The following is a 24,919-nucleotide window of genomic DNA, read 5'->3' as shown; positions in this document are numbered from 1 at the left end:
ACGGGCGGGCCGCCACGCGGCGGCCTGCCCACGGGGCCGCCGGTGATCAACCGCGGCCTGCACCGGTTGCGGCGCAACCTGCGGCCGTTGTGGCCGTGGCTGCGCTGGGGCACCGCGGTGGTGCTGCTGGCGGTGCTGCTGCTGGACCTGGCGTTCCCGCCGCCGTTGCCGAAGCAGCGCGATACCAGCACGCTGGTGGTCGCGCGCGATGGCAGTCCGCTGCGCGCGTTCGCCGACGCCGAAGGCGTGTGGCGCTACCCGGCCTCGGTGGATCAGGTTTCCCCGTTGTACCTGCAGGCCCTGCTCGGCTACGAGGACCGCTGGTTCTGGCGCCATCCCGGCGTCAACCCGGTCGCGTTGGTGCGGGCCAGCACGCAGATGCTGGGGCAGGGGCGCATCGTGTCGGGCGGCTCCACGCTGACCATGCAGGTGGCGCGCATCCTCGACCCGCACACGCGCACACCCTGGGGAAAAGCCAAGCAGATGCTGCGCGCGCTGCAACTGGAAGCGCATCTGTCCAAGCGCGAGATCCTGACCCTGTACCTGGAACGCGCGCCCTACGGCGGCACCATCGAGGGCGTAGAAGCGGCCAGCTGGGCCTACCTCGGCAAACCGGCGGCGCAGCTGTCGCACGCCGAGGCTGCGCTGCTGGCGGTATTGCCGCAGGCACCCAGCCGGCTGCGTCCGGACCGCCACCCGCAGGCAGCGCAGCAGGCACGTGACAAGGTGCTGGCACGAATGGCCTCGCTGGGGCGCTGGTCCACCGAAGAGGTGGAGGATGCGCGGGTGGAAACGGTGGTCACCCGTTCGCTGCGCCCGCCGCTGCATGCCGCCTTGTTGGCGCAGCGCCTGCATGCCGCGCAACCGGGCCAGCCACGCATTGAAAGCAGCATCGACATCGACCTGCAGCGCACGCTGGAGGGCCGGCTTTCCAGCTACTTCTCCACGCTGCCCGAGCGGACGTCGGCGGCGCTGCTGGTGGTCGACAACCAGACCCTGCAGGCACGCGCCTACGTCGGCACGCTGAACTTCGGTGACCGCCAGCGGCTGGGCCACGTGGACATGGTGCAGGCCTGGCGCTCGCCGGGTTCCACGCTCAAGCCGTTCCTGTACGCGATGGCGCTGGATGACGGGCTGATCCACTCCGAAAGCCTGCTGGTGGATGCACCACAGAGTTTCGGCGGCTACCGCCCCGGCAACTTCGACGAGGCCTTCAATGGCCCGGTGAGCGCAGCCACCGCACTGCGCCTTTCGCTCAACGTGCCTTCGGTGGACCTGCTGGACCGGGTCGGTTCGGCGCGCTTCGCCGCGCGGCTGTCGCATGCCGGGATCCAGCTGCGCTTTCCACGCGGAAGCTCGCCCAATCTGTCGCTGATCCTGGGCGGCACCGGCGCGCGGCTGGAGGACCTGGTCGGTGCCTTCGCGGCATTGAACCGCGATGGCATCGCCGGCCGCGTGCGCTACACCGATTCGGATCCGGTGCTGGATCGCCGGCTGGTGTCGCCGGGGGCAGCGTGGATCGTGCGCGAAATGCTGGAAGCCAATCCGCGCCCCGGGCAGGGCACCGATACCTTCGACCTTGGGGGCCGGCCGCGGGTGGCGTGGAAGACCGGCACCAGCTACGGCTACCGCGACGCGTGGGCGATCGGCAGCACGCGGCAGTACACCGTGGGAGTCTGGGTAGGGCGGCCGGATGGCACACCGTTGCCGGGACAGTACGGTGCGGTGACTGCACTGCCGCTGATGTTCGAGGTGGTCGACAGCCTGCCGCGGCAGGGCCGTGCCAGCGCCCCACCGCCGCGCCCGGCCAGCGTCAGCCAGGGCGATGTGTGCTGGCCTACCGGTGGCCTGGCCAGCGAACTGCCCGATGGATTGTGCCAGCGGCGACTGACTGCATGGTTGCTCGACGGCAACGTGCCGCCGACCTTCGCCGAGCGCGATGCGCGGCGCTGGCAGCCGGGCCGGCAGCGCTACCAGGCCGACCCGCACAGTGGCCTGCGCCTGTCCGCCGACTGCACTGCGCCGCACGCGGTGGAAGACCGCGAGGTCGCGCGCTGGCCGGCGCTGCTGTCACCGTGGTTGCCGCAGGCGGCACGTGCGGCCTCGCAATTGCCTGCGCTGGCGCCGGATTGCCGCGACGACGGGCGCCAGGCCAGCATCGCCCTGCACATCGACGGGCTCAACGACGGGGCGTCGGTGGCGCGCGCGCCGGGTGCCGTCGATGGCGTGCGCCTGCAGCTGCGCGCGCTCGGCAGCGAGCACGACATCGACTGGTTGCTGGATGGGCGCTGGATCGCCCGCACCCGCGGCGCCCAGCCTTTCAGTCAGCGCTTCGGACAGCCGGGACGGCATACGTTGACCGCACTGGCCAGCGATGGGGCCTGGACCCAGGTGCGGTTCAACGTGGTGCGTTGAGGGCGGTCTACTTGCCGATCCAGCCATCCAACAGGTCGGCAAATTCGTCAGCGTGCTCTTCCTCCTGGGCCAGAATCTCTTCCAGGATGCGCTTGGTGGTGGTGTCCTTGTCGCCGACGAAGTTGATCATCTCGCGGTAGCTGTCGATGGCGATGCGCTCGGCGATGAGGTTCTCGCGCACCATGTCGCGCAGGTCGGTGCCTTCCTTGTACTCGGCATGCGAGCGTGCGGTCAGGGTGTCCGGGTTGAAGTCCGGCTCGCCGCCCAGCTGGACGATGCGCTCGGCCAGTTTGCCGGCATGTGCCTGCTCCTGCTGGGCATGCTCCAGAAACTCGGCCTTGACCGCATCGGCGAGCATGCCCTTGGCCATGAAGTAGTGGCGGTAGTAGCGCAGCACGCACACGTATTCGGTGGCCAGCGCATCGTTGAGCAACTGGATCACCGCCTTGCGGTCGGCGTTGTAGGTATCGGTGATCGCGCCATCTTCGATGTTGCGCCGGGCGTTGTCGCGCAGGACCTGGCGATCGCTGATGCCGGCGGGATGGGCGGGATGCGGGTGCTTGGCTGGCTTTGACATGGCTGGCCTTTTCTCCTTCGTTGGTTGCGGTGGTGCGTCGATCAGTGAGGCAGGTGCTGGAGTACGTGCTCGGCCGAGGACACCTCGAACTTGCCGGGCGCGTCGATCCAGGCTTCGCGCACCGTGCCGTTGTCTACGTACAGGGCGAACCGACGCGAACGCATGCCCATGCCGGACGCGCTGGCGTCTATTTCCAGGCCGAGCGCGCGGGCCAGTTCACCGTTGCCGTCGGACAGCATCAGCAGCCCGTCCGGCACGTGCTGGCTTTCGCCCCACGCCTTCATCACGAACGGATCGTTGACCGCCACGCAGTAGACCTCGATGCCGCGTTGGCGGAATTCGGCGAAGTGCTCGATGAAACCGGGCAGGTGACGTGCCGAGCACGTCGGGGTGAAGGCACCGGGCACCGCGAACAACACCGCCTTGCGGCCGTCGAACAGGGCCTTGGTGTCGATCGTCTCCACGCCGTCGCGGATGCGTTTGAGGGTTACTTCGGGAATCGGCTCGCCGGCTTGGATGCTCATCGGGGGGGCTCCTAGTAAGCGAGCAGCGTAGGCACGCCGATGGGATGGCCGTGTCAACGGATTGAAAATCCCGTGTGCATGCCCGATCTGGCGGGTCACGGGGCAGCCGGGCTGGGCCTGCACATGGCAGCCGCTAGAATAGGCGCGGGTTGGCGCCCCCGGTGCCGACGGATCAATCGAGGTAGCACGATGGAATTCAAGGATTACTACGCCACCCTGGGCGTGGAGCCCAGCGCGGGCGACGCTGAGATCAAGACCGCTTACCGGCGGCTGGCGCGCAAGTACCACCCGGACGTCAGCAAGGAAGCCGGCGCGGAAGAAAAATTCAAGGGCATCAACGAGGCGTACGAGGCGCTGCGCGACCCGCAGAAGCGCGCGGCGTATGACCAGCTGAAGGCCCAGGGTTACCGGCCGGGCGAGGAGTTCAACGTCCCGCCCAACTACGGCGGGGGCGGTGGCTTCGATTTCGAGGAAGTGTTCGGCGGCGGCGCAGGCGGCGCCAACGGCGGCTTCAGCGATTTCTTCGAAAGCCTGTTCGCGCGCCAGCGCGGCGGCGCTGCGCGCGGCCCGGGCCCGGGCTTCAGCAGTGGCGGCCATGCCCCGCAGCGCGACACCCGGGCCAAGCTTTCCGTCCCGCTGGAAGCGGCCTACAACGGCGATACCCTGCGTATCACCGTCAACGGCCGCCAGCTGGACGTGCGCGTGCCGAAGGGCATCAAGCCGGGCCAGGTGATCCGGCTGGGCGGGCAGGGCACCGACGGCGGCAACCTGCTGCTGGAAGTGGAATATGCCGCGCACCCGCAGTTCGAAGTAGATGGTCGCAACATCCTGTACACCCTGCAGGTGACGCCGTGGCAGGCGGCGCTGGGCACCAGCATCAGCGTGCCGACGCTGGGCGGTGCGGTGGAGTTGAAGGTAGCCGCTGGATCCGATGCCGGGCGCAGGCTGCGCCTGCGCGGGCGTGGCCTGCCGGGCAATCCGGACGGTGACCAGATCGTGGAGCTGGAGATCGTGGCGCCGGCGGCCAACGATGAGGCCCAGGCCGAGGCCTACCGCAACCTGGCCAAAGCGTTCGGCGAGTCGATCTGAGGAGTTTTTTGTGCTGCGCACGGCTGAGGCGCAAGGCAACGGCAACGGCTGCAGGGCTGTTGCGTTGGCGGGGCGGGGCGACTGTGCAGGACACGCCGCAAGTACGTCCCTGTAGGCTCGCTTTTCGCATCCATGCGAAAAGACGGTCCTGCACAGCCACCCCGCCCCGCCTTCGACAGGTCCATGGCGGCCTGGGTAGCGCCGACCCATGGTCGGCGGAGGGTGGGGGAATGGGATCTGATGGGTTCCGCCGACCATGGGTCGGCGCTACCGCTTTTCTTTCTTTCATTGCGCGGGTGGCGGCCACCGGAACCTGTCATGGGTCGGGCGGTGGGGCTGGGCGGGGGCGTTGAGCGCCATGGATGGCGCGAAACGAGGCCCGCAGGATGCGGCTTCTGCCGTCCCCCGACCAGCCCCACCGCCCGGCCCAAACCCAGCTGCAGCTTCAAACAGCAGTCACCCGCGAGGGGGTCTCACCCGTTCGACCAACGCCCCGTCAGGGCTGCCCAGCGAACACGCGCTCCAGTACCTCGGACAGTTCGTCCTCGGAAAACGGCTTGGTGATGTACGCCTTCGCGCCCTGGCGCATGCCCCACATGCGGTCGGTGTCCTGGTCCTTGGTGGTCACCAGGATCACCGGGATGTGGCGGGTGGTTTCATCGCGGGCCAGCGTGCGGGTGGCCTGGAAGCCGTTGAGGTTGGGCATCACCACGTCCATCAGCACCAGGTCCGGCAGTTCGGCGCGCGCGGTTTCCACGCCGGCCGCCCCATCGGTGGCGGTCAGGATCTGGTGGCCCAGCTTCTCGACGATGCGCTGTATCCCCAACAGCTGCGATGGTGAATCGTCGACGATCAGGATGCGTGCCATGTTGCTCCCCAGGTGATGCCGCAGTGTAGTGTGCCGCTTGCCCCGGGGAGAAGCCGACAACGTGCCGTCCGTCGCCCGCCTGCGACGTTCAGTCGATCCGTACCACGGTGCGCCCGCGCGAGCCGCCCGAAAGCATGCTGTCAAAGACCGGCGGCAGCTCGGCAAGCCCGATTTCCCGCGTGCAGATCGCGTCCAGGTGCACCGGCTTCCAGTCGCCGCCCAGCCGTTCCCAGACCTGCTCGCGCAGCGCCCGCGGTGCACTGGCCGAGGACACGCCGAGCAGCGAGACGCCGCGCAGGATGAACGGCATCACCGTCATCTCCAGCGAAGGCTCGGCGGCCAGTCCCGCGCTGACCACGCTGCCGTAGGCGACGGTCTGTGCCAGCAGGCTGGCCAGCATCGGGCCGCCTGCATTGTCCAGCCCACCGCCAAAGCGGGCCGACTGCAGCGGCGCAGTGTCGGCCAGCGCTTCACGCGGCAGCACCTCGCTGGCACCGATCGCGCGCAGCCAGTCGGCCTGCTCCGGCTTGCCGCTCACCGCATGCACGGCATAGCCGGCGCGGCTGAAGATATCCACGGCCAGGCTACCGACGCCGCCGCTGGCACCGGTCACCGCCAGCGGCCCATGCGCGGGCGTCAGGCGGTTGTCCTGCATGCGCAGCAGGGCCAGCGCAGCGGTGAAGCCGGCCGTGCCCAGAACCATCGCCTCGCGCGGGGTCAGCCCGGCCGGCAGGGCGATGACCGCGCTCGATTCCAGCCGTACATACTGGCTGTAGCCGCCGTCACGGGTTTCGCTCAGGCCGCAGCCGGTGGCCAGCACCGCATCGCCCTCGCGCCAGGCCGGGTCGCTCGAAGCGACCACCACGCCTGCCACGTCGATCCCGCCGACCAGCGGAAAGCGGCGCAGGATGCGGCCGCGGCCGGTCCCGGCCAGGGCGTCCTTGTAGTTGACCGATGACCACTGCGCGCGGATCAGCACCTGCCCGGGGGAAAGATCGTCCACCTGCAGCGGCGCCAGGCCGCTGTGGTGGCCGTGCTCGTCCTTGTGGATACGGAAGGCGCTGAAGCTGTCGGGCAGGGACATTGGAACGCTCGCTGACGGGGAAATGTCACCTTACCCCCTTCCAATCCTTCTGGTCCGCCCCATCTTGTAGAATCAGGGAAACCGGTACAAGGCTGGTGTCACGGGAAGGGCCCGTGGCGCGGCCCAATTCAGATGGAGCGTGCATGGCCTGGAATACACCCGGCGGCAACAGGGACGGACAACGTCCCGAAGACAACCGGCGGGGGCCTTCCAAGCCCCGCGGCGGCGGATTTGGTGGTGGCTGGGGTGGGTTCCCGGGGCCGTTGAAAGACATGTTCGATGGCGGCATCGTCCGCTGGATCGTCATTGCGGCGGTCCTGCTGCTGCTGTTCTCCAGCTTCCAGCTGATCGGCGAACAGCAGCGTGGCGTGGTGCTGCGCTTCGGCCAGTTCTCGCGCATCCTGCAGCCAGGCCCCAGCTTCAAGCTGCCCTGGCCGATCGAGTCGGTGACCAAGGTCAACGCCACGGAGATCAAGACCTTCTCGGTCTCGGTGCCGGTGCTGACCCGCGATGAGAACATCGTCAACGTCTCGCTCAACGTGCAGTACCGCATCGATGACCCGCGCCTGTTCCTGTTCGGCACCTTCGATGCCAACCAGGTGTTGGAGCAGTCGGCGCAGAGCGCGGTGCGCGAAGAAGTCGGTCGTGCCGACCTGAACTCGGTGCTCAACAACCGTGGCCCGTTGGCGACCGCCGCCGAAACCCGCCTGCAGACCCTGCTGGGCGCGTACCGCACCGGCGTCACCGTGACGGGCCTGACCCTGCCCGATGCGCGTCCGCCGGAAGAAGTGAAGCCGGCCTTCGACGAGGTCAATGGTGCGCAGCAGGTCAAGGAACGGCTGATCAACGAAGCGCAGGCTTACGCGGCCAAGGTGGTTCCGGAAGCGCGCGGCCAGTCCGCCCGTACCCGTACCACCGCCGAAGGCTACAAGGCCGCCGTGGTCTCGCGTGCAGAAGGTGATGCCCAGCGCTTCACGCTGCTGCAGCAGCAGTACAAGAACGCGCCGGACGTGACCCGCAAGCGCCTGTGGCTGGAAACGGTCGAGCAGGTGCTGGCCGAGAACCGCAAGGTGATCGGTGGCGACAGCCGCCAGGTGCTGTACGTGCCATTCCCGGGCGAAACACGCCCGACCGGTGCAGCGCAGCTGCCGTTGTCCAATCCGGATGTCGTGCTGCCTGCCGTGACCGGCAGCAGTGCAAGCCCCACCCCGCGTGATGCAGGCCGGCCGACAGGCCGTCCGACGGGGCGACCGAGCGGCCGTGAGGAGGGCAGCCAATGAGGAGTTCACTGTGGATCGGCCTGGTGGTCGTGATCCTGTTCGGCCTGCTGGGGTCGGTGTTCGTGGTCCGTGAGGACCAGACCGGCATGGTGCTGAACCTGGGCCGCGTGGTCCGTGCGGACATCAAGCCGGGCCTGCACTTCAAGGTGCCGCTGGTGGAAACGGTGCGCGTGTTCGATCGCCGCTTCCAGGTGCTCGACACCGCGCCGGCGCGTTACTTCACCGCCGAACAGAAGGACGTCAGCGTCGACTTCTTCGCCATCGGTTACATCTCCAACGTGGGCGATTACTTCCGCGCCACCGGCGGCGATCCGCGCGTGGCCAACGCCCGCCTGGCACCGATCATCACCGATTCGCTGCGCAACCAGATCAACTCGCGTTCGCTGACCGAGCTGGTGTCCGGTGACCGCAGCGAACTGATCGCCGACCAGCTGACCGGCATCAACGAAGCGGTGCAGGGCCTGGGCATGCAGATCATCGACCTGCGCATCAAGCAGATCGACCTGCCAACCGACAGCCAGGTGATCAACGACGTGTACGAGCGCATGCGCGCCCAGCGCAAGCAGGAAGCGGCCAAGCTGCGGGCAGAGGGCGAAGAGCAGTCGCTCACCATCCGCGCCCAGGCCGACCGCGAGGCGACGGTGCTGGTGGCCGAAGCCGAGCGCGATGCCCAGCGCATGCGCGGTGAAGGTGATGCCGAAGCCACGCGGATCTACGGCCAGGCCGGTTCGGCCGATCCGTCGTTCTTTGCGTTCACCCGCAGCCTGGAGGCCTATCGCAACTCGTTGACCGATGGCAACGGGGTGATCGTGCTGGACAAAAATGATCCGTTCCTGCAGTACCTGAAAAGCGACCGCTGAGTCGCCATCGTTTCCGCACGGGGCCCGGCATGTCCGGGCCCCGTGCTTTTTGTGGAGCAGTTGGATGAAAGACCTGTTCGCCGCGCTGTGCCTGGTGGCCGTGCTGGAAGGCCTGCTGTTGTTTGCCGCGCCACTGGCGTGGAAACGCATGGCCGAGCGTTTGATGGACCTGCCCGGGCCGGCGCTGCGCAGCTTCGGCGGGCTGGTTTTGCTGGCGGGCTTGAGCCTGTTGTGGTGGGCACGCCACTAGGAATGCGCCTTTCCTGCAGAATTCGCGCGTTGTCGTGTCCGGCTATGTCTCGCTGAAAATCCCGTTGCTAGCGTCGGAACCTCCATGGTGTGGGGGAACGAACGATGCCAGTGAGCAATGGCGTTGCACGCGACATGAACGGACGTAACGAGTATCTACAGATGCAACGGGGCAGGCCGGTCTCCGGCCATCTGCAGCGTGTGCCGCGGCAGCCCGCTGGCATGGTGTGGCGGGTGGCGAACCAGCCCTGGAACGCGCGCGCCACCTTGGCCGCCGGCACGGTGATGTTGCTGGCGGGGAGCCATCTCGCCGGTGCTGCCGCAAGGATCAGCGACGCCCCGGCGCCTTCGCTGGCCACACCCCCGTTGCAGCCCGGCCGATCGGCCGCTGGAATCGGCAGGCTGCTGCCGCGCAGCGTCGTCTCGCCAAGCGACCCGTCTGCTGGGGCCACGCAGTCTGATGTGCAACAGGCCCCCGCGCAGCATGCGTTCCATCCCGCGGTGTTGCCGCAGATCAGGCATCCGCTGGCGGAGCTGGCCGAACAGGAGGCGCTGCTGGTGGCCGAAGAGAGCGTGGGCGGCGGTCGGTCGCTGCTGTGGCAGGGCATCGCGGCCTGGTTCGCCGATCCGTGTACCGACCTGGACCAGTACGCCAACGGGTTCTGGAAACTCCAGCATCCTGCCGGGCCCGTCGCGCCCAGTTTCTTCAGCGAAGCCAAGAAGATCCTACAGGCGCAGATGCTGGACGACCTGGCCCACGCATCGCCGGATGCGCCGGGCGCGGAGCAGGCACTTGCCTTGACCTGGGCAAGTGCACGGGACGTCGGCGGTTGGTCGTGGAGCGCGTTCGCTGCGCAGCGCGATGAGATCGCAGCACTGGCCAGCATGGACGACGTCATGCAACACATCTGCGTCTCGATGCTGAAGGGGCAGGAGAGCGTACTGGGGCTGGAACGCTACTTCCGCGCCGGCGTGCTGGTGGTCGGCCTGGCGCTGCAACCGGCCGAGCCAGCTGGACTGTACGGCTTCCCGCCTGCACATCCGGCCGTGCTGGCGCACAAGGCCGATATCGCCCGGCTGCTGGTACACACCGGTATGCCGCAGGGGGAAGCAGAACAAGCGGCTGGCGGTATCTTCGACATGGAAGCCGAGCTGGCCCGCGTGCCGATGGAACCGATGCGTATGGGGTCCTACAGCCTGTCCCAGGCGATCCTCGCATTGCCGGGTTTCCCCTGGGCCAAGGTGTGGAGCGCGCTCAGGCTGGATCCCATGACCGCGCTGTTCACCAGCGTGGAAACCTGCCGGAGCCTGGATGGCCTGCTGAGCAGCCGTTCGCTGCCCGAGTGGAAAGCCTTCCTGCGCTGCCAGCAGGCACGACGGATGGAGCATCTGCTGCAGACCGGGCGCGAGCCCGGACAGCTCCTGCACCGGCTGGAGGATTCCCGTGGCGGGCGCCGCCTGCTGGGGGCGTGGTACGGAAGCAGCGCCGCCCCCGCACTGGAAACCCGGGCAAGGGCCCTGTTCGATGGTGTGAAGCAGGTCTATCTGGAGGACCTGGCAGCATCGTCATTGCCGGTGGAGGATATACGCCTGCTGCAGGAGGTACTGCACGACGCCAGCCTGCGGTTGGACGACGGGCGCGACATGGAGTGGAGCGGCTTCGAGGCCTCGCCTTCGTTTGCGATCAACCTGCAGCGCCTTGCCGGACTCAAGGTGCGGGAAGATATCGAGATCATCGAGGATCCGGCCGGAGCGAGCCGCGCCGGCAGTCCGGCCCACCACCTTGCAATGGGCACCAACGTGCTGGACGGGCAGGTGTTCACCACGCCTGCGCTGCTGAGAAGCGTGCAGACAGGGGCGACATCAGCGGAGCACGAATGGGCGACGCTGGGCGTGATGTTCGGGCATGAACTGGGTCACTTGATGGTTGATGGGTGCACGCTCAGTGCAGTGGGCGCGGCGATGATGGAACAGGAGAACGCGGCCATCGGCCAGCGCATCGGGGACCTGTGGAGCAGCGAGCCCCAGCTCGATGCCCAGCGAGTGCGGGGCGAAGCGGCGTGTGACCTGCGTGGATTAAGCGCCGGCCGGCGTGCCGGGGAGGCTGAGGCCGCGCGCGAGGGCAGGGCGTTCGATCACCGGCGGTTCTTCGTTGCAGCGGCCGGACTGCATGCAGCCAACCCCACCGCGGCCCAGCTCCGGGCGGAGATCAGCGAGGATCACCACCCGCCGGGCCCGTTCCGGGCCGAGTTGGGGCGTTCGCTCAAAGCATTCGACGAGGCCTTCGGTTGCGAGCCGCGCCCCTCGGCCCCGTTTGACCGGATGTTCACCCAGGCGGCGCCGGTGCAGGCCGCCGCCGACCCCAACACGGGCTGACCCATGGCGCCGGCACAGGGTGGCACCTGCCCCCCGAAACCCGGATAATGCACAAAAGCCGGACGGGCCTCCCGTTCGGCTTTTTCCGTGTCCGGGCCCTCCATCGCCGGCGCCTCCCCGTTGGAGCCGCCACCCCGCGCTGGCCAGCCTCGCCACGGTTTACCCGTCCGCGGCCCCGATGGCCGCACACAATTCGAGGAGCCCGTCATGGGTCAGTCTGTCGTAGTGCTTGGTGCCCAGTGGGGCGATGAAGGCAAGGGCAAGATCGTCGATCTGCTCACCGAGGAAATCGGTGCCGTAGTACGTTTCCAGGGTGGCCACAATGCCGGCCACACGCTGGTCATCAATGGCAAGAAGACCGTCCTGCACCTGATTCCGTCGGGCATCCTGCGCGCCGATGCGCTGTGCCTCATCGGCAACGGCGTGGTGATCTCCCCGGCCGCGCTGCAGAAGGAAATCGCCGAGCTGGAAACCTCCGGCGTGGAAGTGCGTTCGCGCCTGAAGATCTCCCCGGCCGCGCCGCTGATCATGCCGTACCACATCGCCCTGGACCAGGCGCGCGAACGCGCTGCCGGTGGCAAGGCGATCGGCACCACCGGCCGTGGCATCGGCCCGGCCTACGAAGACAAGGTGGCGCGTCGCGGCATCCGCATCGCTGACCTGCACTACCCGGCGCAGCTGGAAGAACTGCTGCGCACCGCGCTGGATTACCACAACTTCGTGCTGACCAAGTACCTGGGCACCGACGCGGTCGATTTCCAGCAGACCTTCGACGAAGCGCTGGCCTTCGGCGAATACGTGCAGCCGATGAAGTCCGACGTGGCCGGCATCCTGCACGATCTGCGCAAGCAGGGTAAGCGGGTGCTGTTCGAAGGGGCGCAGGGCGCGCTGCTGGACATCGACCACGGCACCTACCCGTACGTCACCAGCTCCAACACCACCGTCGGTGGTGCGCTGGCCGGTGCCGGCGTGGGCGCTGATTCCATCGACTACGTGCTGGGTATCGCCAAGGCCTACGCCACGCGCGTGGGCGGTGGCCCGTTCCCGACCGAACTGGACGATGAAATCGGCCAGGGCATCCGTGACCGTGGCGCCGAGTACGGTGCATCCACCGGTCGGCCGCGTCGCTGCGGCTGGATGGACATCGTGGCGCTGAAGCGCGCGGTGGCCATCAACGGCATCAGCGGCCTGTGCATCACCAAGCTGGACGTGCTGGATGGCATGGAAAAGCTGAAAATCTGCATCGCCTACGAATACCGTGGCAAGCGCACCGAGTACGCACCGCTGGATGGCCAGGGCTGGGAAGAGTGCACGCCCGTGTACCTGGAATTCCCGGGCTGGACCGAGAACACCCACGGCATCACCAACTGGGACGACCTGCCGCCGGCCGCACGTGCTTACCTGCGTTCGCTGGAAGAGCTGGCCGGTTGCCCGATCAGCATCGTGTCGACCGGTCCGGACCGTGACCACACCATGGTCCTGCAGGACCCGTTTGCCTGATCCAGAGCGAGCATCAGTGCATACCCGGTGAGCCCCGCATCTGCGGGGCTCACCGCATCGGGCGGGGCAATCAGCAGCCGCCAGCCCTCAGCTTTCCATCGCAGTTGTGCAGTGTCGCCATCTCCGTCAGCGAGAATGCGCCGGTTGAGGGACTTGGCGAGCCATCGGCTGTGGTGCATACGGCCCTCATCACGCAGTATCCATCGTCCCTCCCGCCGATGCCTCGCGAGACGCAGGATTGACTGGCGGGCGATTGTGAAAACGCGGCCGAGCAGGCCGCCACCCCGGGATTCTGGCTGGCGGTGGCGCTATGTGCACTCGTACTGGTTGCAAGCACGCTTGCGGTGAGAAGCAGGGCGGTCACACATGACGTGGCTGTAATGGTCATCGACTCCTCCAGAATTCGCGCACATGGTGTGCGCAACTGTGAGTCTGTGACCAGATGACTGGAGCGAGGAGTGACCTCGCGCACGGAAGACTCATGTGTCGGCGACGCCGTCAGGGCACGTCGTGACTGCATTCGAGACGCCAGCGCTTGCGTGCAGGTGTTTTACACATTACCCATATCGCGAGCGCGCCACCGCCTCGAGGATGCGCGGGGGGATGCAACAGCACACGCCGGGACTGGCATCCTGTAACGCATATCAAAGTCAGTCTGTTGTTGCCCCACGGGGGGCGGCGGAGAACCAGGGGTGTTTTCTCTCCCCCGGGCACGCAACTGCATGCCCTCATCGGCGACACTGCACATCGCCCTCGCTGGCCCTACACGGTGCATTTACCGCGGCCGCCCCACCCTCGGTGCATCACCCACCAGGAATCACCGATGAGCGCCTACACCCTGCAGGATCTGGCCAAGAAGATGGCCGACATCGATTTCGTCATGCTGCAGACCACCACCGACGGTGGTGAGCATGCGGCGCGGCCGATGAGCAACAATGGTGACGTCGACTACGACGGTGACAGCTGGTTTTTCACCTTCGAAAACACCCGCATGGTGGCCGATATCCGCCGCGATCCCAAAGTCGGCCTTTCCTTCACCGGCGCCAAGTCACTGCTGGGCAAGCCGCCTATCTTTGTCGCTGTGCAGGGCCATTGTCATCTGCATACGGACAAGGCGACCTTCGCCGCGCATTGGGTCAAGGACCTGGAGCGCTGGTTCGAGCAGGGCATCGATACCCCGGGCATCGTGCTGCTGCACGTGCGTGCCTCGCGCATCACCTGGTGGGATGGCGAAGATCAGGGTGAGCTGCGCGTCTGACGCGCGCTGATGGAATCCGCCGAGCATGGCTCGGCGCTACCAGAAACCCGCTACCCCGGTAGCGCCGACCCATGGTCGGCGAGCGCAGCGGGCTCTTCGCGCGGTATGCCCGTTCCTGGGATCATCGCCCCGTCAGCAAGGGATACGGATTGATCGAATCTCCCTTCCACCACTGCTTCTCCGGTCCCAGCACATGTACTTCAAAGTGCAGGTGCGGTGCCTGCGGATCGGCGTTGCCAGTGCTGCCCACGTAGCCGATCACCTCGCCACGCTTGATCTGCTTCTTCTCCATCAACCCGTCGGCGTAACGCTGCAGGTGCGCGTAGTAGTAGCAGTGCACGCCGTCGGGATCGAACTGGTACATCGTCAGTCCGCCCTTGTCGCTATCGAACAGCTTCTCGACATGGCCGTCCGCCACCGCCAGCACCGGCGTTCCTTCGGCCGCCATGATGTCGATGGCATCGTGCACCCGGCCCTCGCTGCGCGCATCGGTGAAGGTGTCCTGCAACTGCGAAGGCGCGATGCCCTGCACCGGCAACAGCAGTCCGCGGGACGCGGGTGAGGAGGCAGGCGTGGCGACCGCCGGTGCAACCGGCAGGGCCGGCGCCGCAGCGGCCACCTGCAGCGATGAACGAGACGGTCCGGACACGGCTTCGGGCGTCAACGAAGGCGACCGCGCCGGTTCACCCGGCACGGCGATCACCGACGCCGGATCCACCGGCGCGATGTCCACCGCCGCGCCGCGCTGGCCGAACAGCCACCAACCGGTGCCGATACCCACCACCAACCCCACTGCGATCAACGGCATCACGCGCATCGGCTTACTCCTGCATCACCACGGTCAACGACGGTCCCACGGCATCGGCCACGCGCAGCGCATCCCAGTTGGTCATGCGCACACAGCCATGCGATTCGGTCTTGCCGACATGGCCCGGCTCGGGCGTGCCATGCAGGCCGTAATGGGGCTTGGAAATGTCGATCCACACTACGCCCACCGGATTGTTCGGGCCCGGCGGCAGGGTCTGCTTGCTGTCACCCTTCTTCGCGTCCCAGAACAGCTTGGGGTTGTAGTGGAAGGTGGGATCACGCGCAACGCCGAGGATCTTCCACTCACCGATTGGCAGCGGATCGTGCTGGCTGCCAGAGGAGACAGGAACCTGCGCCAGCACCTTGCCCTGGTCATCCAACAGCTGCAGGGTGGAATCGGATTTGTCGATCAGCACCTTCGCCGCCTTCGGCAAGGCGCCGCTACCGATGTTCGGCACCTGGATCGACGTGCCGGCCTTGCCCAGATCCATGCCCGGGTTCAGCGCCTTGAGCAGGTCCGGGGAGGCGTGGAAGCGCTCGCCGAGCGCTTCGGCCACCGAGCCGAAGCCCAGCGCTTCGAGCTGCGCCTGCGCGGCAGGCCCCTTCGGCGTAGGCTGGAATGGACCGGCCACGTCTTCGGCGGTGAGCGTGTAGCGCACCAGCATGTTGGTGCTGTCGGCCTGCAGCGCCTGCCAGGTTGCCTCGTCCAGCTCACCGGTCACCTTGAGCCCGCGTGCAGCCTGGAAGCCGGTAACGGCACGGCGCTGGTTCGAGCCCACCTCGCCGTCGATCTGGCCGGGCGAGAAGTTGGCCCGGTCCAGCAACACCTGCGCATGCAGGGGCGAGCGTGGCTCGATGTTCACCGGCGGGGTGGTAGCGGCAGCGCCTGCGCTGGGCGCGGACGCATCCGCTGACTGGGCCATCGCGAAGGGCGTAGCCGCCAGGCCCAGGCAGGCGATCAGCAGGGTAGACAGGGGCAAGCGCGTAGGCAGCATCGGGGACTCCTTGTTCGAATGTTCCCACCATGCCCATGGGGCATGCGCAGCCACCGTGAAAAGGCTGACGGGTGGCTGAGCGCCCGGCGTGGCCAGGTGTCGAGTGAGCTCGCGGGGTGTCGAGCGAGCCAGACACTACCGCTGCGCTGCAACTTGGCCGATGCTACGCAGCAGAAAAGGGGATGCCATGGACAGCAATGACAATCCAACGCCGGCAGGCGCGCGGGCGGGGACGTCGCCCAAGGCGTTTGACTGGTCGCTGATACCGGTTTCGGAGGGCAATGAAGATTCGATCGTGCTGCAGGCTTCCCGCCGCATGCAGCGCGAGCCGGCGCTGCTGTTCACCACCGCTTACCTGCTGGTCTCGGCACTGGGCCTGTGGTGCAGCTATTGGTTCTATCGCGGATTCGGGGTATCGATCCTGGATTACCTGCAGGCCAGTGACTTCCTGGTCGCCGGCGTGCGCGACCCGGTATACATCGGCCTGTTGCTGCTGGGCGTGCTGCTGGTATTGCTGGTCACCTGGCCGGAGACGCTGCGCCTGCGCAATCCGGACACGGTCGCTCGCTTGATGGGTCGCAACCGGTTGTGGCGACTGCTGCTGGGGCGTTCGGTGTTCACCAGCTGGGAGGCCACGCGGATGCGTCCGTTGACCGCGATGACCGTAGCCGTGACGCTGTTCATGGCGGTGGCGGCAGCCGGTTACGTAGCCCAGCGTGGCGACGACATCCGCGATCGTCGCGCCGGTGATACGGTGACCGTGCACTTGATCGGTGATGCCACCGCACTACCGGGGCAGGCGCGGCTGCTGGGCACCAGCAGCGCGTTCGTGTTCCTGTGGTGGCCGGCGCAGCGGCGGGCGGAAGCGGTTCCGATCGCCGCCGTACGCCGTGTGCAGGCAGCCGGCGTACGGCGCGGCGCAGCACCGACGCCGCCGGCCCGAACCGCCCGCTGACGTTCCGCCCCAGCCGGGTCAGCTGTCCTTGGCATCCTTGCGGCCACTGCCGCTTTTGTTGCCACCGCCATCCTGCTTGTTGACCGTGGCCCACGCGATCCGTTCGGCATCAGTGGCCGAGCGGCCCTTGTCCTTCTCGCTCTCTTCGATGTGCGTCGCCTTGCGCTTCTGCTTGTCCGTGTAGGCGGATTTATCACCTTGGGTCATGACGTTGCTCCTCTCAGGGGATCAGGCCAGCAGGCGCAGTTTCGGTTCGCGTGCCCACTGGCGGGTTGCGGCGGCCGCAATGAACCCCTTGGCATAGGACGCCTGCACGATGCCCGGATCACTGCCGACGCCGGCGGCTTTGAGCAGCGCCTTGGCGCCCTCGTCGTGGCCGATGGCCTTCAGGTGCGCCCAGGCGTTGCTGACGAAATCAATGGCGGCGGACTCCTTGGACAGCGCCTTGCCGGCCTCCGCACTCAGCACCACCGCGACCGCATCGAATACCACCGACGGCGTACCGGCGAGTTGGCCATCGGCGGCCTGGCGCTTGCCGTCGCTCAGCACACCGCCGCCCAGCTTGGGCGCCACCAGCTTCACATCCGCGCCCGCCTTCTGCGCCGCATCGCGCAACGCGGCGATGGCGCCGGCATCGGATCCTTCGTCGAACAGGATGCCGATGCACCGGCCCTGCAGGGTGTCCTTGCCGCGCCCGATGGTGCGCACTTCCGGGGCGTTGGGCAGGTCCTGCGCGGGAACCGCAGCCGGGGCAGGTGCGGGCAGTTCGTCCATGCCCAGGCCATCGGCCACGCGCTGGGCCAGGCTGTCATCGATGTTGCGCAGCTGGCTGACAGTGCGCTCGCGCACCGCTGCGGTTTCCACCTTGGACAGCTCGAACACCAGCGCGGACGCCAGGTGCGCCTGTTCCGGCTTCTCCAGGCTGCGGAAGAACATCCGCGCCTGGCTGAAGTGGTCAGCAAAACTCTCGGCGCGGGTGCGGCCCTTGCGCCCGTCATCGGCGGTGGCATGGCTGCGGAAACCGCCCGGCGTCTCTCGCGGCGTGTCCGCTTCCAGCGAACTGGGGTCATAGGCCACCCGGCCCTTGGGCACCTGCATCTGCATGTGGCCATCGCGCTGGTGGTTGGCGAACGGGCACTTCGGTGCATTGACCGGAATCTGGTGGAAATTCGGCCCGCCCAGGCGGATCAGCTGGGTGTCCAGATAAGAGAACAAGCGCCCCTGCAGCAGCGGATCGTTGCTGAAATCAATGCCGGGCGGCACGTTGGCCGGGCAGTACGCCACCTGTTCGGTTTCGGCGAAGAAGTTGTCCGGCCAGCGATCCAGCACCATCCTGCCGATCACCTGCAGCGGCACCAGCGATTCGGGGACGATCTTGGTCGGGTCCAGGTGGTCGAACGGGAACTGCTCGGCCTCTTCTTCGGTGAACAGCTGCACGGCCAGTTCCCATTCGGGGAAGTCGCCACGCTGGATCGCCTCGAACAGGTCGCGGCGCTGGAAATCATTGTCGGCACCCTGCAGTTTAAGGGCTTCGTCCCAGACGGTCGACTGCAGGCCCAGCTTGGGCCGCCAGTGGAATTTCACGAACGTGGAGTTTCCGGCCTCGTCGAGCAGGCGGAAGCTGTGGATGCCGAAGCCTTCGATCATCCGCAGCGACCGCGGAATGGTGCGATCACTCATCGCCCACATGATCATGTGCATGGATTCAGGCATCAGGGACACGAAATCCCAGAACGTGTCATGGGCGCTGGCGGCCTGCGGGAAGGCACGGTCCGGCTCCATCTTCACTGCGTGGATCAGGTCGGGGAACTTCAGCGCATCCTGGATGAAGAATACCGGGATGTTGTTTCCGACCAGGTCCCAGTTGCCTTCAGGGGTATACAGCTTCACCGCGAATCCGCGCACGTCGCGCGGGGTGTCCACCGAGCCCGCGCCGCCGGCCACGGTGGAAAAACGCGTGAACACCGGCGTCTTGACGCCGACTTCGGTCAGCACCTTCGCGCGGGTGAACTTGCCCAGCGAACGGGTCAGCTCGAAGTAGCCATGGGCAGCGCTGCCGCGCGCATGCACGATGCGTTCCGGGATCCGTTCGTGGTCGAAGTGGGTGATCTTCTCGCGCAGCAGGAAGTCTTCCAGCAGGCTGGGGCCACGCGGCCCTGCACGCAGTGAGTTCTGGTTGTCGGAAACCGGAATGCCCTGGTTGCTGGTGAGGACCGGGTGGGAGCCACCGGCCAGCTGGTGCAGTTCATCGCCCTGGCCGCGCTGCTCCAGCGCTTCGCTGGGCGGTGATGACGACGACGTGGGCTGGGCGGGTGCGCGCTTGCCGGTGGGCTTGCTGGCGGCCATCGAGGGATCTCCTGGGGGATTGGCGGGGTGCTCCCATTGACTGTGGAGGCACAGGTGTTAACCCCGGGTCCCGGCCAGGTGAGTGCGCAGGGAAAACGGCGGTCGGCTATGCTGTGTCCATGCGTGTTGAACCTGCCGACATCGAAGCCCTGTTCGACGCCATCCCGGACGTGCTGTTCTTCATGAAGGACTGCGAGGGGCGTTACACCCACATCAACCAGACCATGCTGCGCCGGCTCGGGTTGAAATCGCGCAAGGAGGTCATCGGCCGCACCGCGGCGGAGATCTATCCGACCGGACTGAGCGCGGACTACGCCGACCAGGATGCGCGGGTGATCGGCGGGGCGGTGATCGAAAACCTGATGGAACTGCACCTGTTCGCCAACCGCGAACCGGGCTGGTGCCTGACCTGCAAGCGTCCGCTCGTCGTTGAGGGAGAGATCAAGGGGCTGATCGGCATTTCCCGCGATCTCGGCCAGAAGCACAGCCTGGGCGCGCAGTACGAGCACCTGCGGCTGGCGCTGGCGCACCTCAATGCGCATTACGCCGAAAACGTGCGCATGCAGACCCTGCTGGACATCACCGGGTTCTCGCTGTCCAAGCTGGAGCGCAGCTTTCGCAAAGTGTTCCAGATGACCCCACAGCAGGTGCTTACCCGGTTGCGGATCCAGATGGCCATGCATCTGCTGCATGGCAACGACAGCATTGCCAGCATCGGCCAGGCCTGCGGCTTCAGCGACCAGAGCGCGTTCACCCGCAAGTTCAAGGCGGAGGCGGGGGTTTCCCCGCGCGCCTACCGGGCCCGCATCACCGAACTGGCCGGCGGCTGAGCCCGCAGCCCATCCGGCCTATCCCACCGGCGCGCTGGACAAGGTAATGTGACGGCCTTGTTGCCGCACACAGTGTCCTTCGATGCCCGCCAACCCGACGCCTGCCGCTCCTGCTTCAACCACCCGCCTTGGGCATGCGCTCAAGCCCCGCCAGCTGATCATGATGGGGCTGGGCAGTGCCATCGGCGCCGGCTTGTTCCTCGGCTCCGGTGTCGGCGTGCAGTTGGCCGGCCCGGCCGTGCTGCTGTCCTACCTGGTGGCCGGTGCGCTGGTGATCATCGTGATGAACGCGCTGGGCGAAATGGCGGCCAACAAGCCCACCAGCGGCGCCTTTTCGGTGTATGCCGCCGACGCCCTGGGGCCGACCGCCGGTGCCACCGTCGGGTGGCTGTGGTGGGTGCAGCTGGTGATCGTGATCGCCGCCGAAGCGGTGGGCGCGGCCGGCCTGCTGGCTACCGTATGGACCGGGCTGTCGGTGCCGATGGCGGCGTTGGCGTTCATGCTGTTCTTCACCGCCATCAACCTGCTGGGGGTGAAGAATTTCGGTGAGTTCGAGTTCTGGTTCGCGATCCTCAAGGTGGCCGCGATCCTTGGCTTCATCGCCATCGGTGCGGCGCTTCTGCTGGGCTGGTTGCCGGATGCGACCTCACCGGGCCTGTCCAACTTCACCGGAAATGGCGGCTTTGCCCCGACCGGGCTGGCCGGCGTGGGCGCGGCGCTGCTGGTGGTGATCTTCGCCTTTGGCGGCACCGAGATCGTGGCGGTCGCCGCGGCCGAAACCGAGGATCCCGAGCGCAGCATCGCGCGCGCGATCCGCACCGTGGCATGGCGCATCCTGGTGTTCTACATCGGCTCGCTGAGCGTCATCATCGCGGTGGTGCCGTGGACCAGCGAGGCATTGAAGTCGCCGTTCGCCGCCGTGCTGGAAGCGGCCAATATCCCTGGCGCCGGGACGGCCATCACGCTGGTTGCGGTGATCGCCCTGCTATCGGCGCTCAATGCCAATCTGTACGGGGCGTCGCGGATGATCTTCTCGCTGGCACAGCGCCATGAAGCGCCATCCATGCTGGGATGGGCCGACCGTCGCCAGGTACCGGTGCTGGCGGTGCTGGCAAGCGTCCTGTTCGGCTTTGCCGCCACGGTGATGGAGCTGCTGTTTCCGGACAGGGTGCTGCCGGTGCTGCTGAACATCGTCGGTTCCACCTGCCTGCTGGTGTGGACGTTGTCGCTGCTGTCGCAGCTCGTGCTGCGTCGGCGGGCGGACCGCGCCGGTGTGTCGCTGCCGTTCCGCATGGCCGCTTTTCCCTGGTTGACGGCCTTGGCGCTGGGCATCCTGGCGCTGATCTTCGCGCTGCTGCTGTACGGCGACCAGACCCGCCTGCAGTTCCTGTCGATGGTGGTGCTGACCTTGTTCATTGCCGGCTGCAGCGCCACCGCGCGGCGACTTCGCAGCAGCGCAGGCTGAGCGGCCATGAAGGCGTAGCGATCCGTACCGCTACGCCTGGGACGCCGTCAGTCACGGCGGTCCATGGCGGCTGAGCCGCTGCCACCGCCACCGCCCAGCATGCACAGAGCGAATTCCGCTGAACACGTGAAGATGTTCTGGGTGATCATGCAGGTTGCATATTGAATGCCGCAGTCGATGATGCCGCGCTGTTCGGCGTTGTTCTGCGCAAGGGCGGCCGGCGCGGCAAGGAACCCGGCGAGCAGGACGATGGCGGGCAATGTTCTGATGCGTTTCATGGAATGTCTCCACTGGTGACGAGAGGCTCCCTGCGCTGCAGGAAGCGGACGTGCCCCCGATTGATGCGGGGCCGTTCCGGGCTGTCGCGCCGGAACGTGCCAGCATCGTCCCGCTACCGCCGCATCAGACCCATCAGGGAAGCAGGTGCGCACCCGTCAGGGGCCTGCGCGCCTGTTTGTCGTCGTTCTGCATGATGGCGATGGCGAACGACTGCCCATGACGCACAAGGCCCGCTTGCGCGGGCCTTGTGGCTGACCGTGGATGCCCCGGGAGGCCGATCAGGCGTCGACTTCGTCATCCTTGTACGCATCGACCGGGATGCAGGCGCACATCACGTTCTTGTCGCCGTACACGTTGTCCACCCGGGCCACGGGCGGCCAGTACTTGGACTGCTTCAGGCTGGCCAGCGGGAACGCCGCCAGTTCGCGCGGGTAGGCGTGGGTCCACTCGCTTGCGGTTACTGCGGTGGCCGTGTGCGGTGCGTTCTTCAGCGGATTGTCCTCACGCTCCAGGCGGCCCTCTTCGATCGCGGCGATCTCTTCGCGGATCTGGATCATCGCGTCGATGAAGCGATCCAGTTCGTGCTGGGATTCGCTTTCGGTCGGCTCCACCATCAACGTGCCGGCGACCGGGAAACTCAGCGTCGGCGCGTGGAAGCCGAAATCGATCAGTCGCTTGGCGATGTCCTCGGCGCCGATGCCGCTGGTCTTTTCCAGCGGGCGCACGTCCAGGATGCACTCATGTGCCACCAGCCCGTTGCGGCCGGTGTACAGGGTCTTGAAGTGCGGGGCCAGGCGGGTGGCAATGTAGTTGGCGTTGAGCAGGGCGACCTGGGTCGCCTTGCGCAGGCCTTCGCTGCCCATCAGCGTGATGTACATCCAGCTGATCGGCAGGATCGAGGCGCTGCCGAAGGATGCCGCCGAGACCATGCCGACATCACCTTCGCCACCGAGCACGCGTGGCAGGAACGGGGCCAGGTGCGACTTCACCGCGCAGGGACCCACGCCGGGACCACCGCCGCCGTGCGGGATGCAGAAGGTCTTGTGGAGGTTCAGGTGCGACACGTCCGAGCCCCATTTGCCGGGCTTGGCCACGCCGACCAGTGCGTTCATGTTGGCGCCATCGGTGTACACCTGGCCGCCGTGCTGGTGGATGATCTCGCAGATCTCCACGATCTCTTCCTCGAACACGCCGTGCGTGGACGGGTAGGTGACCATCAGCGCGGCGAGGCGGTCGCTGTACTTTTCCGCATTGCGGCGGATGTCGTCGACATCGACGTTGCCGTTTGCATCGGTCTTGGTGACCACGACCTTCATGCCGCACATCTGCGCCGACGCCGGGTTGGTGCCGTGCGCCGAATCCGGGATCAGGCAGATATCGCGATGGTCATCGCCGCGCGAACGGTGATACGCGCGGATTGCCAGCAGGCCGGCGTATTCGCCCTGCGCGCCGGAATTGGGCTGCAGGCTGACCGCGTCGTAGCCGGTGCATTCCACCAGCATCGCTTCCAGGCCTTCGATCAGCGCCTTGTAGCCCACGGCCTGGTCGGCCGGCACCAGCGGATGGATGTTGCCGAACTCCGGCCAGGTCACCGGGATCATTTCGGCGGTGGCGTTGAGCTTCATGGTGCACGAACCCAGCGGGATCATCGTGCGGTCCATCGCCAGGTCCTTGTCGGCCAGCGAACGCAGGTAGCGCAGCAGTTCGTGCTCGCTGTGGTGGGTGTTGAACACCGGGTGGGTCAGGAATCCGCTGCGGCGGACCAGGGCGGCAGGGATGGCGTCGGCAGTGCTGCTGTCCAGCGTATCCACGTCGGCCTGTGCGCCGAACACCGCGGCCAGCGCGATCACATCTTCGCGGGTGGCGGTCTCGTCCAGGCTGATGCTGACCGAGCTGCTGTCGATGGCACGCAGGTTGTAGCCGGCCGCGCGCGCGGCGCCGTGGATGGCCGCGGCGTCGATGCCGGTGACATGCAGCGTATCGAAGAAGTCGCTGCCGACGGCCACGCCGTTGCTGCGCAGCGCAGCGGCCAGGATCGCGGCCAGGCGGTGGGTGCGGCGTGCAATGCGGGTCAGCCCGTCCGGGCCGTGGTACACCGCATACATCGAGGCCATCACCGCCAGCAGCACCTGGGCGGTACAGATGTTGGAGGTGGCCTTCTCGCGGCGGATGTGCTGCTCGCGGGTCTGCAGGGTGAGGCGGTAGGCGGGGTTGCCCTGCGCATCGATGGAGACCCCGATCAGGCGGCCCGGCATCGAGCGCTTGTAGGCATCGCGGCAGGCCATGAAGGCGGCATGCGGGCCACCAAAGCCGAACGGCACGCCGAAGCGCTGGCTGTTGCCGACCACGATGTCCGCGCCCCATTCGCCGGGGGCGGCCAGCAGGGTCAATGCGAGCAGATCGGTCGCCACCGCGACCAGGCCGCCGCGGGCGTGCACGGCATCGACCAGCGCTTTGTGGTCGGCCACCTGGCCGAAGGTGTCCGGATACTGCAGCAGCAGGCCGAAGGCCTCCGCTTCCAGCGCTTCGGCCGGGGTACCCACGCGCAGCACGATGCCCAGCGGTTCGGCGCGGGTGCGCAGCAGTTCCAGCGTCTGCGGATGCACCGCGTCATGCACGAAGAAGGTGTCCGACCTCGACTTGGCCGAACGCTTGGCCAGGGTCATCGCTTCGGCCGCCGCAGTGGCTTCGTCCAGCAGCGAGGCGTTGGCGATTTCCATGCCGGTCAGGTCCGCGCACAGCGTCTGGAAGTTGATCAGCGCTTCCATGCGGCCCTGCGAGATCTCAGCCTGGTACGGCGTGTAGGCGGTGTACCACGCCGGGTTTTCCAGGATGTTGCGCAGGATGACGTTCGGCGTGTGGGTGCCGTAGTAGCCTTGGCCGATGAAGCTGCGCAGCACGGTGTTCTGGTCGGCGATGGCGCGGATCTTGGCCAGTGCCTGCACTTCGGTGATCGATTCGGGCAGCGCCAGCGGCGCCGGCGACTTGATCCGGGCTGGCACGATGGCGTCGGTCAGCGCATCCAGCGAGGCATGGCCGACCACGCTCAGCATCTGCGCGATCTCCGCATCGTTGGGGCCGATGTGACGCTCGACGAACGCGTTGTGGTGTTCAAGCTCGCGCAACGAAGGGGTGTTCTGGGACATGGCGAAGGATCCGTCG

At 67.0% G+C, this 24,919-nt stretch carries 20 protein-coding genes and 1 pseudogene; 11 read left to right on the top strand and 10 right to left on the bottom strand.

What is annotated here, in order from left to right; translation table 11 throughout:
* The first annotated feature begins 42 nt into the window (after nucleotides 1-42).
* Nucleotides 43-2,415, top strand: a complete 2,373-nt coding sequence (gene pbpC / locus IFT63_RS09990) for a penicillin-binding protein 1C (protein WP_192083989.1) — start codon at nucleotides 43-45, stop codon at nucleotides 2,413-2,415.
* A 7-nt stretch (nucleotides 2,416-2,422) separates the two neighbouring features.
* Here the strand turns inward: pbpC and IFT63_RS09985 are convergent, their stop codons facing one another.
* Nucleotides 2,423-2,992: a ferritin-like domain-containing protein gene (locus IFT63_RS09985; protein WP_042613477.1), complete on the bottom strand. Its 570-nt coding sequence runs from the start codon at nucleotides 2,990-2,992 to the stop codon at nucleotides 2,423-2,425.
* A 41-nt stretch (nucleotides 2,993-3,033) separates the two neighbouring features.
* Nucleotides 3,034-3,516, bottom strand: a complete 483-nt coding sequence (locus tag IFT63_RS09980; protein WP_042613476.1) for a peroxiredoxin — start codon at nucleotides 3,514-3,516, stop codon at nucleotides 3,034-3,036.
* Between the two features lie 189 nt (nucleotides 3,517-3,705).
* On the opposite strand from IFT63_RS09980, the gene IFT63_RS09975 reads away from it, so the two are divergent.
* Complete coding sequence (locus tag IFT63_RS09975) at nucleotides 3,706-4,605, top strand: DnaJ C-terminal domain-containing protein (RefSeq protein WP_192083988.1); 900 nt, start codon at nucleotides 3,706-3,708, stop codon at nucleotides 4,603-4,605.
* Nucleotides 4,606-5,101: 496 nt separating this feature from the next.
* Here the strand turns inward: IFT63_RS09975 and pilH are convergent, their stop codons facing one another.
* Nucleotides 5,102-5,473 carry a twitching motility response regulator PilH gene (pilH, locus tag IFT63_RS09970; protein ID WP_101099900.1) on the bottom strand — a complete coding sequence of 124 codons (372 nt, stop codon included), beginning with the start codon at nucleotides 5,471-5,473 and terminating at the stop codon, nucleotides 5,102-5,104.
* 88 nt (nucleotides 5,474-5,561) lie between these two features.
* Nucleotides 5,562-6,557, bottom strand: a complete 996-nt coding sequence (locus IFT63_RS09965; protein WP_042613509.1) for a YhdH/YhfP family quinone oxidoreductase — start codon at nucleotides 6,555-6,557, stop codon at nucleotides 5,562-5,564.
* A gap of 143 nt (nucleotides 6,558-6,700) precedes the next feature.
* On the opposite strand from IFT63_RS09965, the gene hflK reads away from it, so the two are divergent.
* The 6 genes from hflK (at nucleotide 6,701) to IFT63_RS09935 (ending at nucleotide 14,080) form a co-directional block, all read left to right on the top strand.
* A complete protein-coding gene (hflK, locus tag IFT63_RS09960) occupies nucleotides 6,701-7,837 on the top strand; it encodes an FtsH protease activity modulator HflK (RefSeq protein ID WP_042613510.1) in 1,137 nt (378 codons plus the stop codon).
* Nucleotides 7,834-8,697 carry a protease modulator HflC gene (locus IFT63_RS09955; protein WP_042613511.1) on the top strand — a complete coding sequence of 288 codons (864 nt, stop codon included), beginning with the start codon at nucleotides 7,834-7,836 and terminating at the stop codon, nucleotides 8,695-8,697. The genes hflK and IFT63_RS09955 overlap by 4 nt, the downstream gene beginning before the upstream one ends.
* 64 nt (nucleotides 8,698-8,761) lie before the next feature.
* Nucleotides 8,762-8,947 (top strand): DUF2065 family protein, encoded by a 186-nt coding sequence (locus IFT63_RS09950; protein WP_042613512.1) that lies wholly within the window; start codon nucleotides 8,762-8,764, stop codon nucleotides 8,945-8,947.
* Between the two features lie 134 nt (nucleotides 8,948-9,081).
* The gene (locus tag IFT63_RS09945; RefSeq protein ID WP_192083987.1) at nucleotides 9,082-11,322 is read left to right on the top strand and encodes a hypothetical protein; all 2,241 of its coding nucleotides are present in this window, start codon (nucleotides 9,082-9,084) and stop codon (nucleotides 11,320-11,322) included.
* 207 nt (nucleotides 11,323-11,529) lie between these two features.
* Complete coding sequence (locus IFT63_RS09940) at nucleotides 11,530-12,822, top strand: adenylosuccinate synthase (RefSeq protein WP_042613514.1); 1,293 nt, start codon at nucleotides 11,530-11,532, stop codon at nucleotides 12,820-12,822.
* Between the two features lie 823 nt (nucleotides 12,823-13,645).
* The gene (locus tag IFT63_RS09935) at nucleotides 13,646-14,080 is read left to right on the top strand and encodes a pyridoxamine 5'-phosphate oxidase family protein (RefSeq protein ID WP_192083986.1); all 435 of its coding nucleotides are present in this window, start codon (nucleotides 13,646-13,648) and stop codon (nucleotides 14,078-14,080) included.
* A gap of 121 nt (nucleotides 14,081-14,201) precedes the next feature.
* Here IFT63_RS09935 and IFT63_RS09930 read toward each other — a convergent pair whose 3' ends face one another.
* Both IFT63_RS09930 and IFT63_RS09925 read right to left on the bottom strand, forming a co-directional pair.
* Entirely contained in the window at nucleotides 14,202-14,897 is a 696-nt protein-coding gene (locus tag IFT63_RS09930; RefSeq protein WP_192083985.1) for a M23 family metallopeptidase, read from the bottom strand.
* Nucleotides 14,898-14,901: 4 nt separating this feature from the next.
* A complete protein-coding gene (locus tag IFT63_RS09925; RefSeq protein ID WP_192083984.1) occupies nucleotides 14,902-15,882 on the bottom strand; it encodes a L,D-transpeptidase in 981 nt (326 codons plus the stop codon).
* A 187-nt stretch (nucleotides 15,883-16,069) separates the two neighbouring features.
* Here IFT63_RS09925 and IFT63_RS09920 point away from each other — a divergent pair, with 187 nt between their 5' ends.
* On the top strand, nucleotides 16,070-16,837 hold the full coding sequence (locus tag IFT63_RS09920; RefSeq protein WP_042613518.1) for a hypothetical protein: 768 nt from the start codon (nucleotides 16,070-16,072) through the stop codon (nucleotides 16,835-16,837).
* A 27-nt stretch (nucleotides 16,838-16,864) separates the two neighbouring features.
* Here IFT63_RS09920 and IFT63_RS09915 read toward each other — a convergent pair.
* Together IFT63_RS09915 and IFT63_RS09910 are read right to left on the bottom strand one after the other, a co-directional pair.
* Nucleotides 16,865-17,044: pseudogene (locus IFT63_RS09915) on the bottom strand (HupB); the annotation flags it as partial.
* A gap of 21 nt (nucleotides 17,045-17,065) precedes the next feature.
* Nucleotides 17,066-19,183, bottom strand: coding sequence for a catalase (locus IFT63_RS09910; protein WP_192083983.1), 2,118 nt, complete (start codon nucleotides 19,181-19,183; stop codon nucleotides 17,066-17,068).
* Nucleotides 19,184-19,302: 119 nt separating this feature from the next.
* Here IFT63_RS09910 and IFT63_RS09905 point away from each other — a divergent pair, with 119 nt between their 5' ends.
* Together IFT63_RS09905 and IFT63_RS09900 are read left to right on the top strand one after the other, a co-directional pair.
* Entirely contained in the window at nucleotides 19,303-20,013 is a 711-nt protein-coding gene (locus tag IFT63_RS09905; protein WP_042613521.1) for an AraC family transcriptional regulator, read from the top strand.
* An 82-nt stretch (nucleotides 20,014-20,095) separates the two neighbouring features.
* Entirely contained in the window at nucleotides 20,096-21,478 is a 1,383-nt protein-coding gene (locus IFT63_RS09900; protein WP_042613522.1) for an amino acid permease, read from the top strand.
* Nucleotides 21,479-21,525: 47 nt separating this feature from the next.
* Here the strand turns inward: IFT63_RS09900 and IFT63_RS09895 are convergent, their stop codons facing one another.
* A complete protein-coding gene (locus IFT63_RS09895) occupies nucleotides 21,526-21,756 on the bottom strand; it encodes a hypothetical protein (RefSeq protein WP_152620625.1) in 231 nt (76 codons plus the stop codon).
* A gap of 279 nt (nucleotides 21,757-22,035) precedes the next feature.
* Complete coding sequence (gene gcvP, locus IFT63_RS09890; RefSeq protein WP_192083982.1) at nucleotides 22,036-24,903, bottom strand: aminomethyl-transferring glycine dehydrogenase; 2,868 nt, start codon at nucleotides 24,901-24,903, stop codon at nucleotides 22,036-22,038.
* Nucleotides 24,904-24,919: the final 16 nt, after the last annotated feature.

Source organism: Stenotrophomonas sp. CFBP 13724 (assembly GCF_014841975.1).
In the GTDB taxonomy this organism is placed as follows: domain Bacteria; phylum Pseudomonadota; class Gammaproteobacteria; order Xanthomonadales; family Xanthomonadaceae; genus Stenotrophomonas; species Stenotrophomonas lacuserhaii.
Note: the sequence above shows the minus strand (reverse complement) of the source record. Positions and strands in the feature narration are given on the sequence as shown.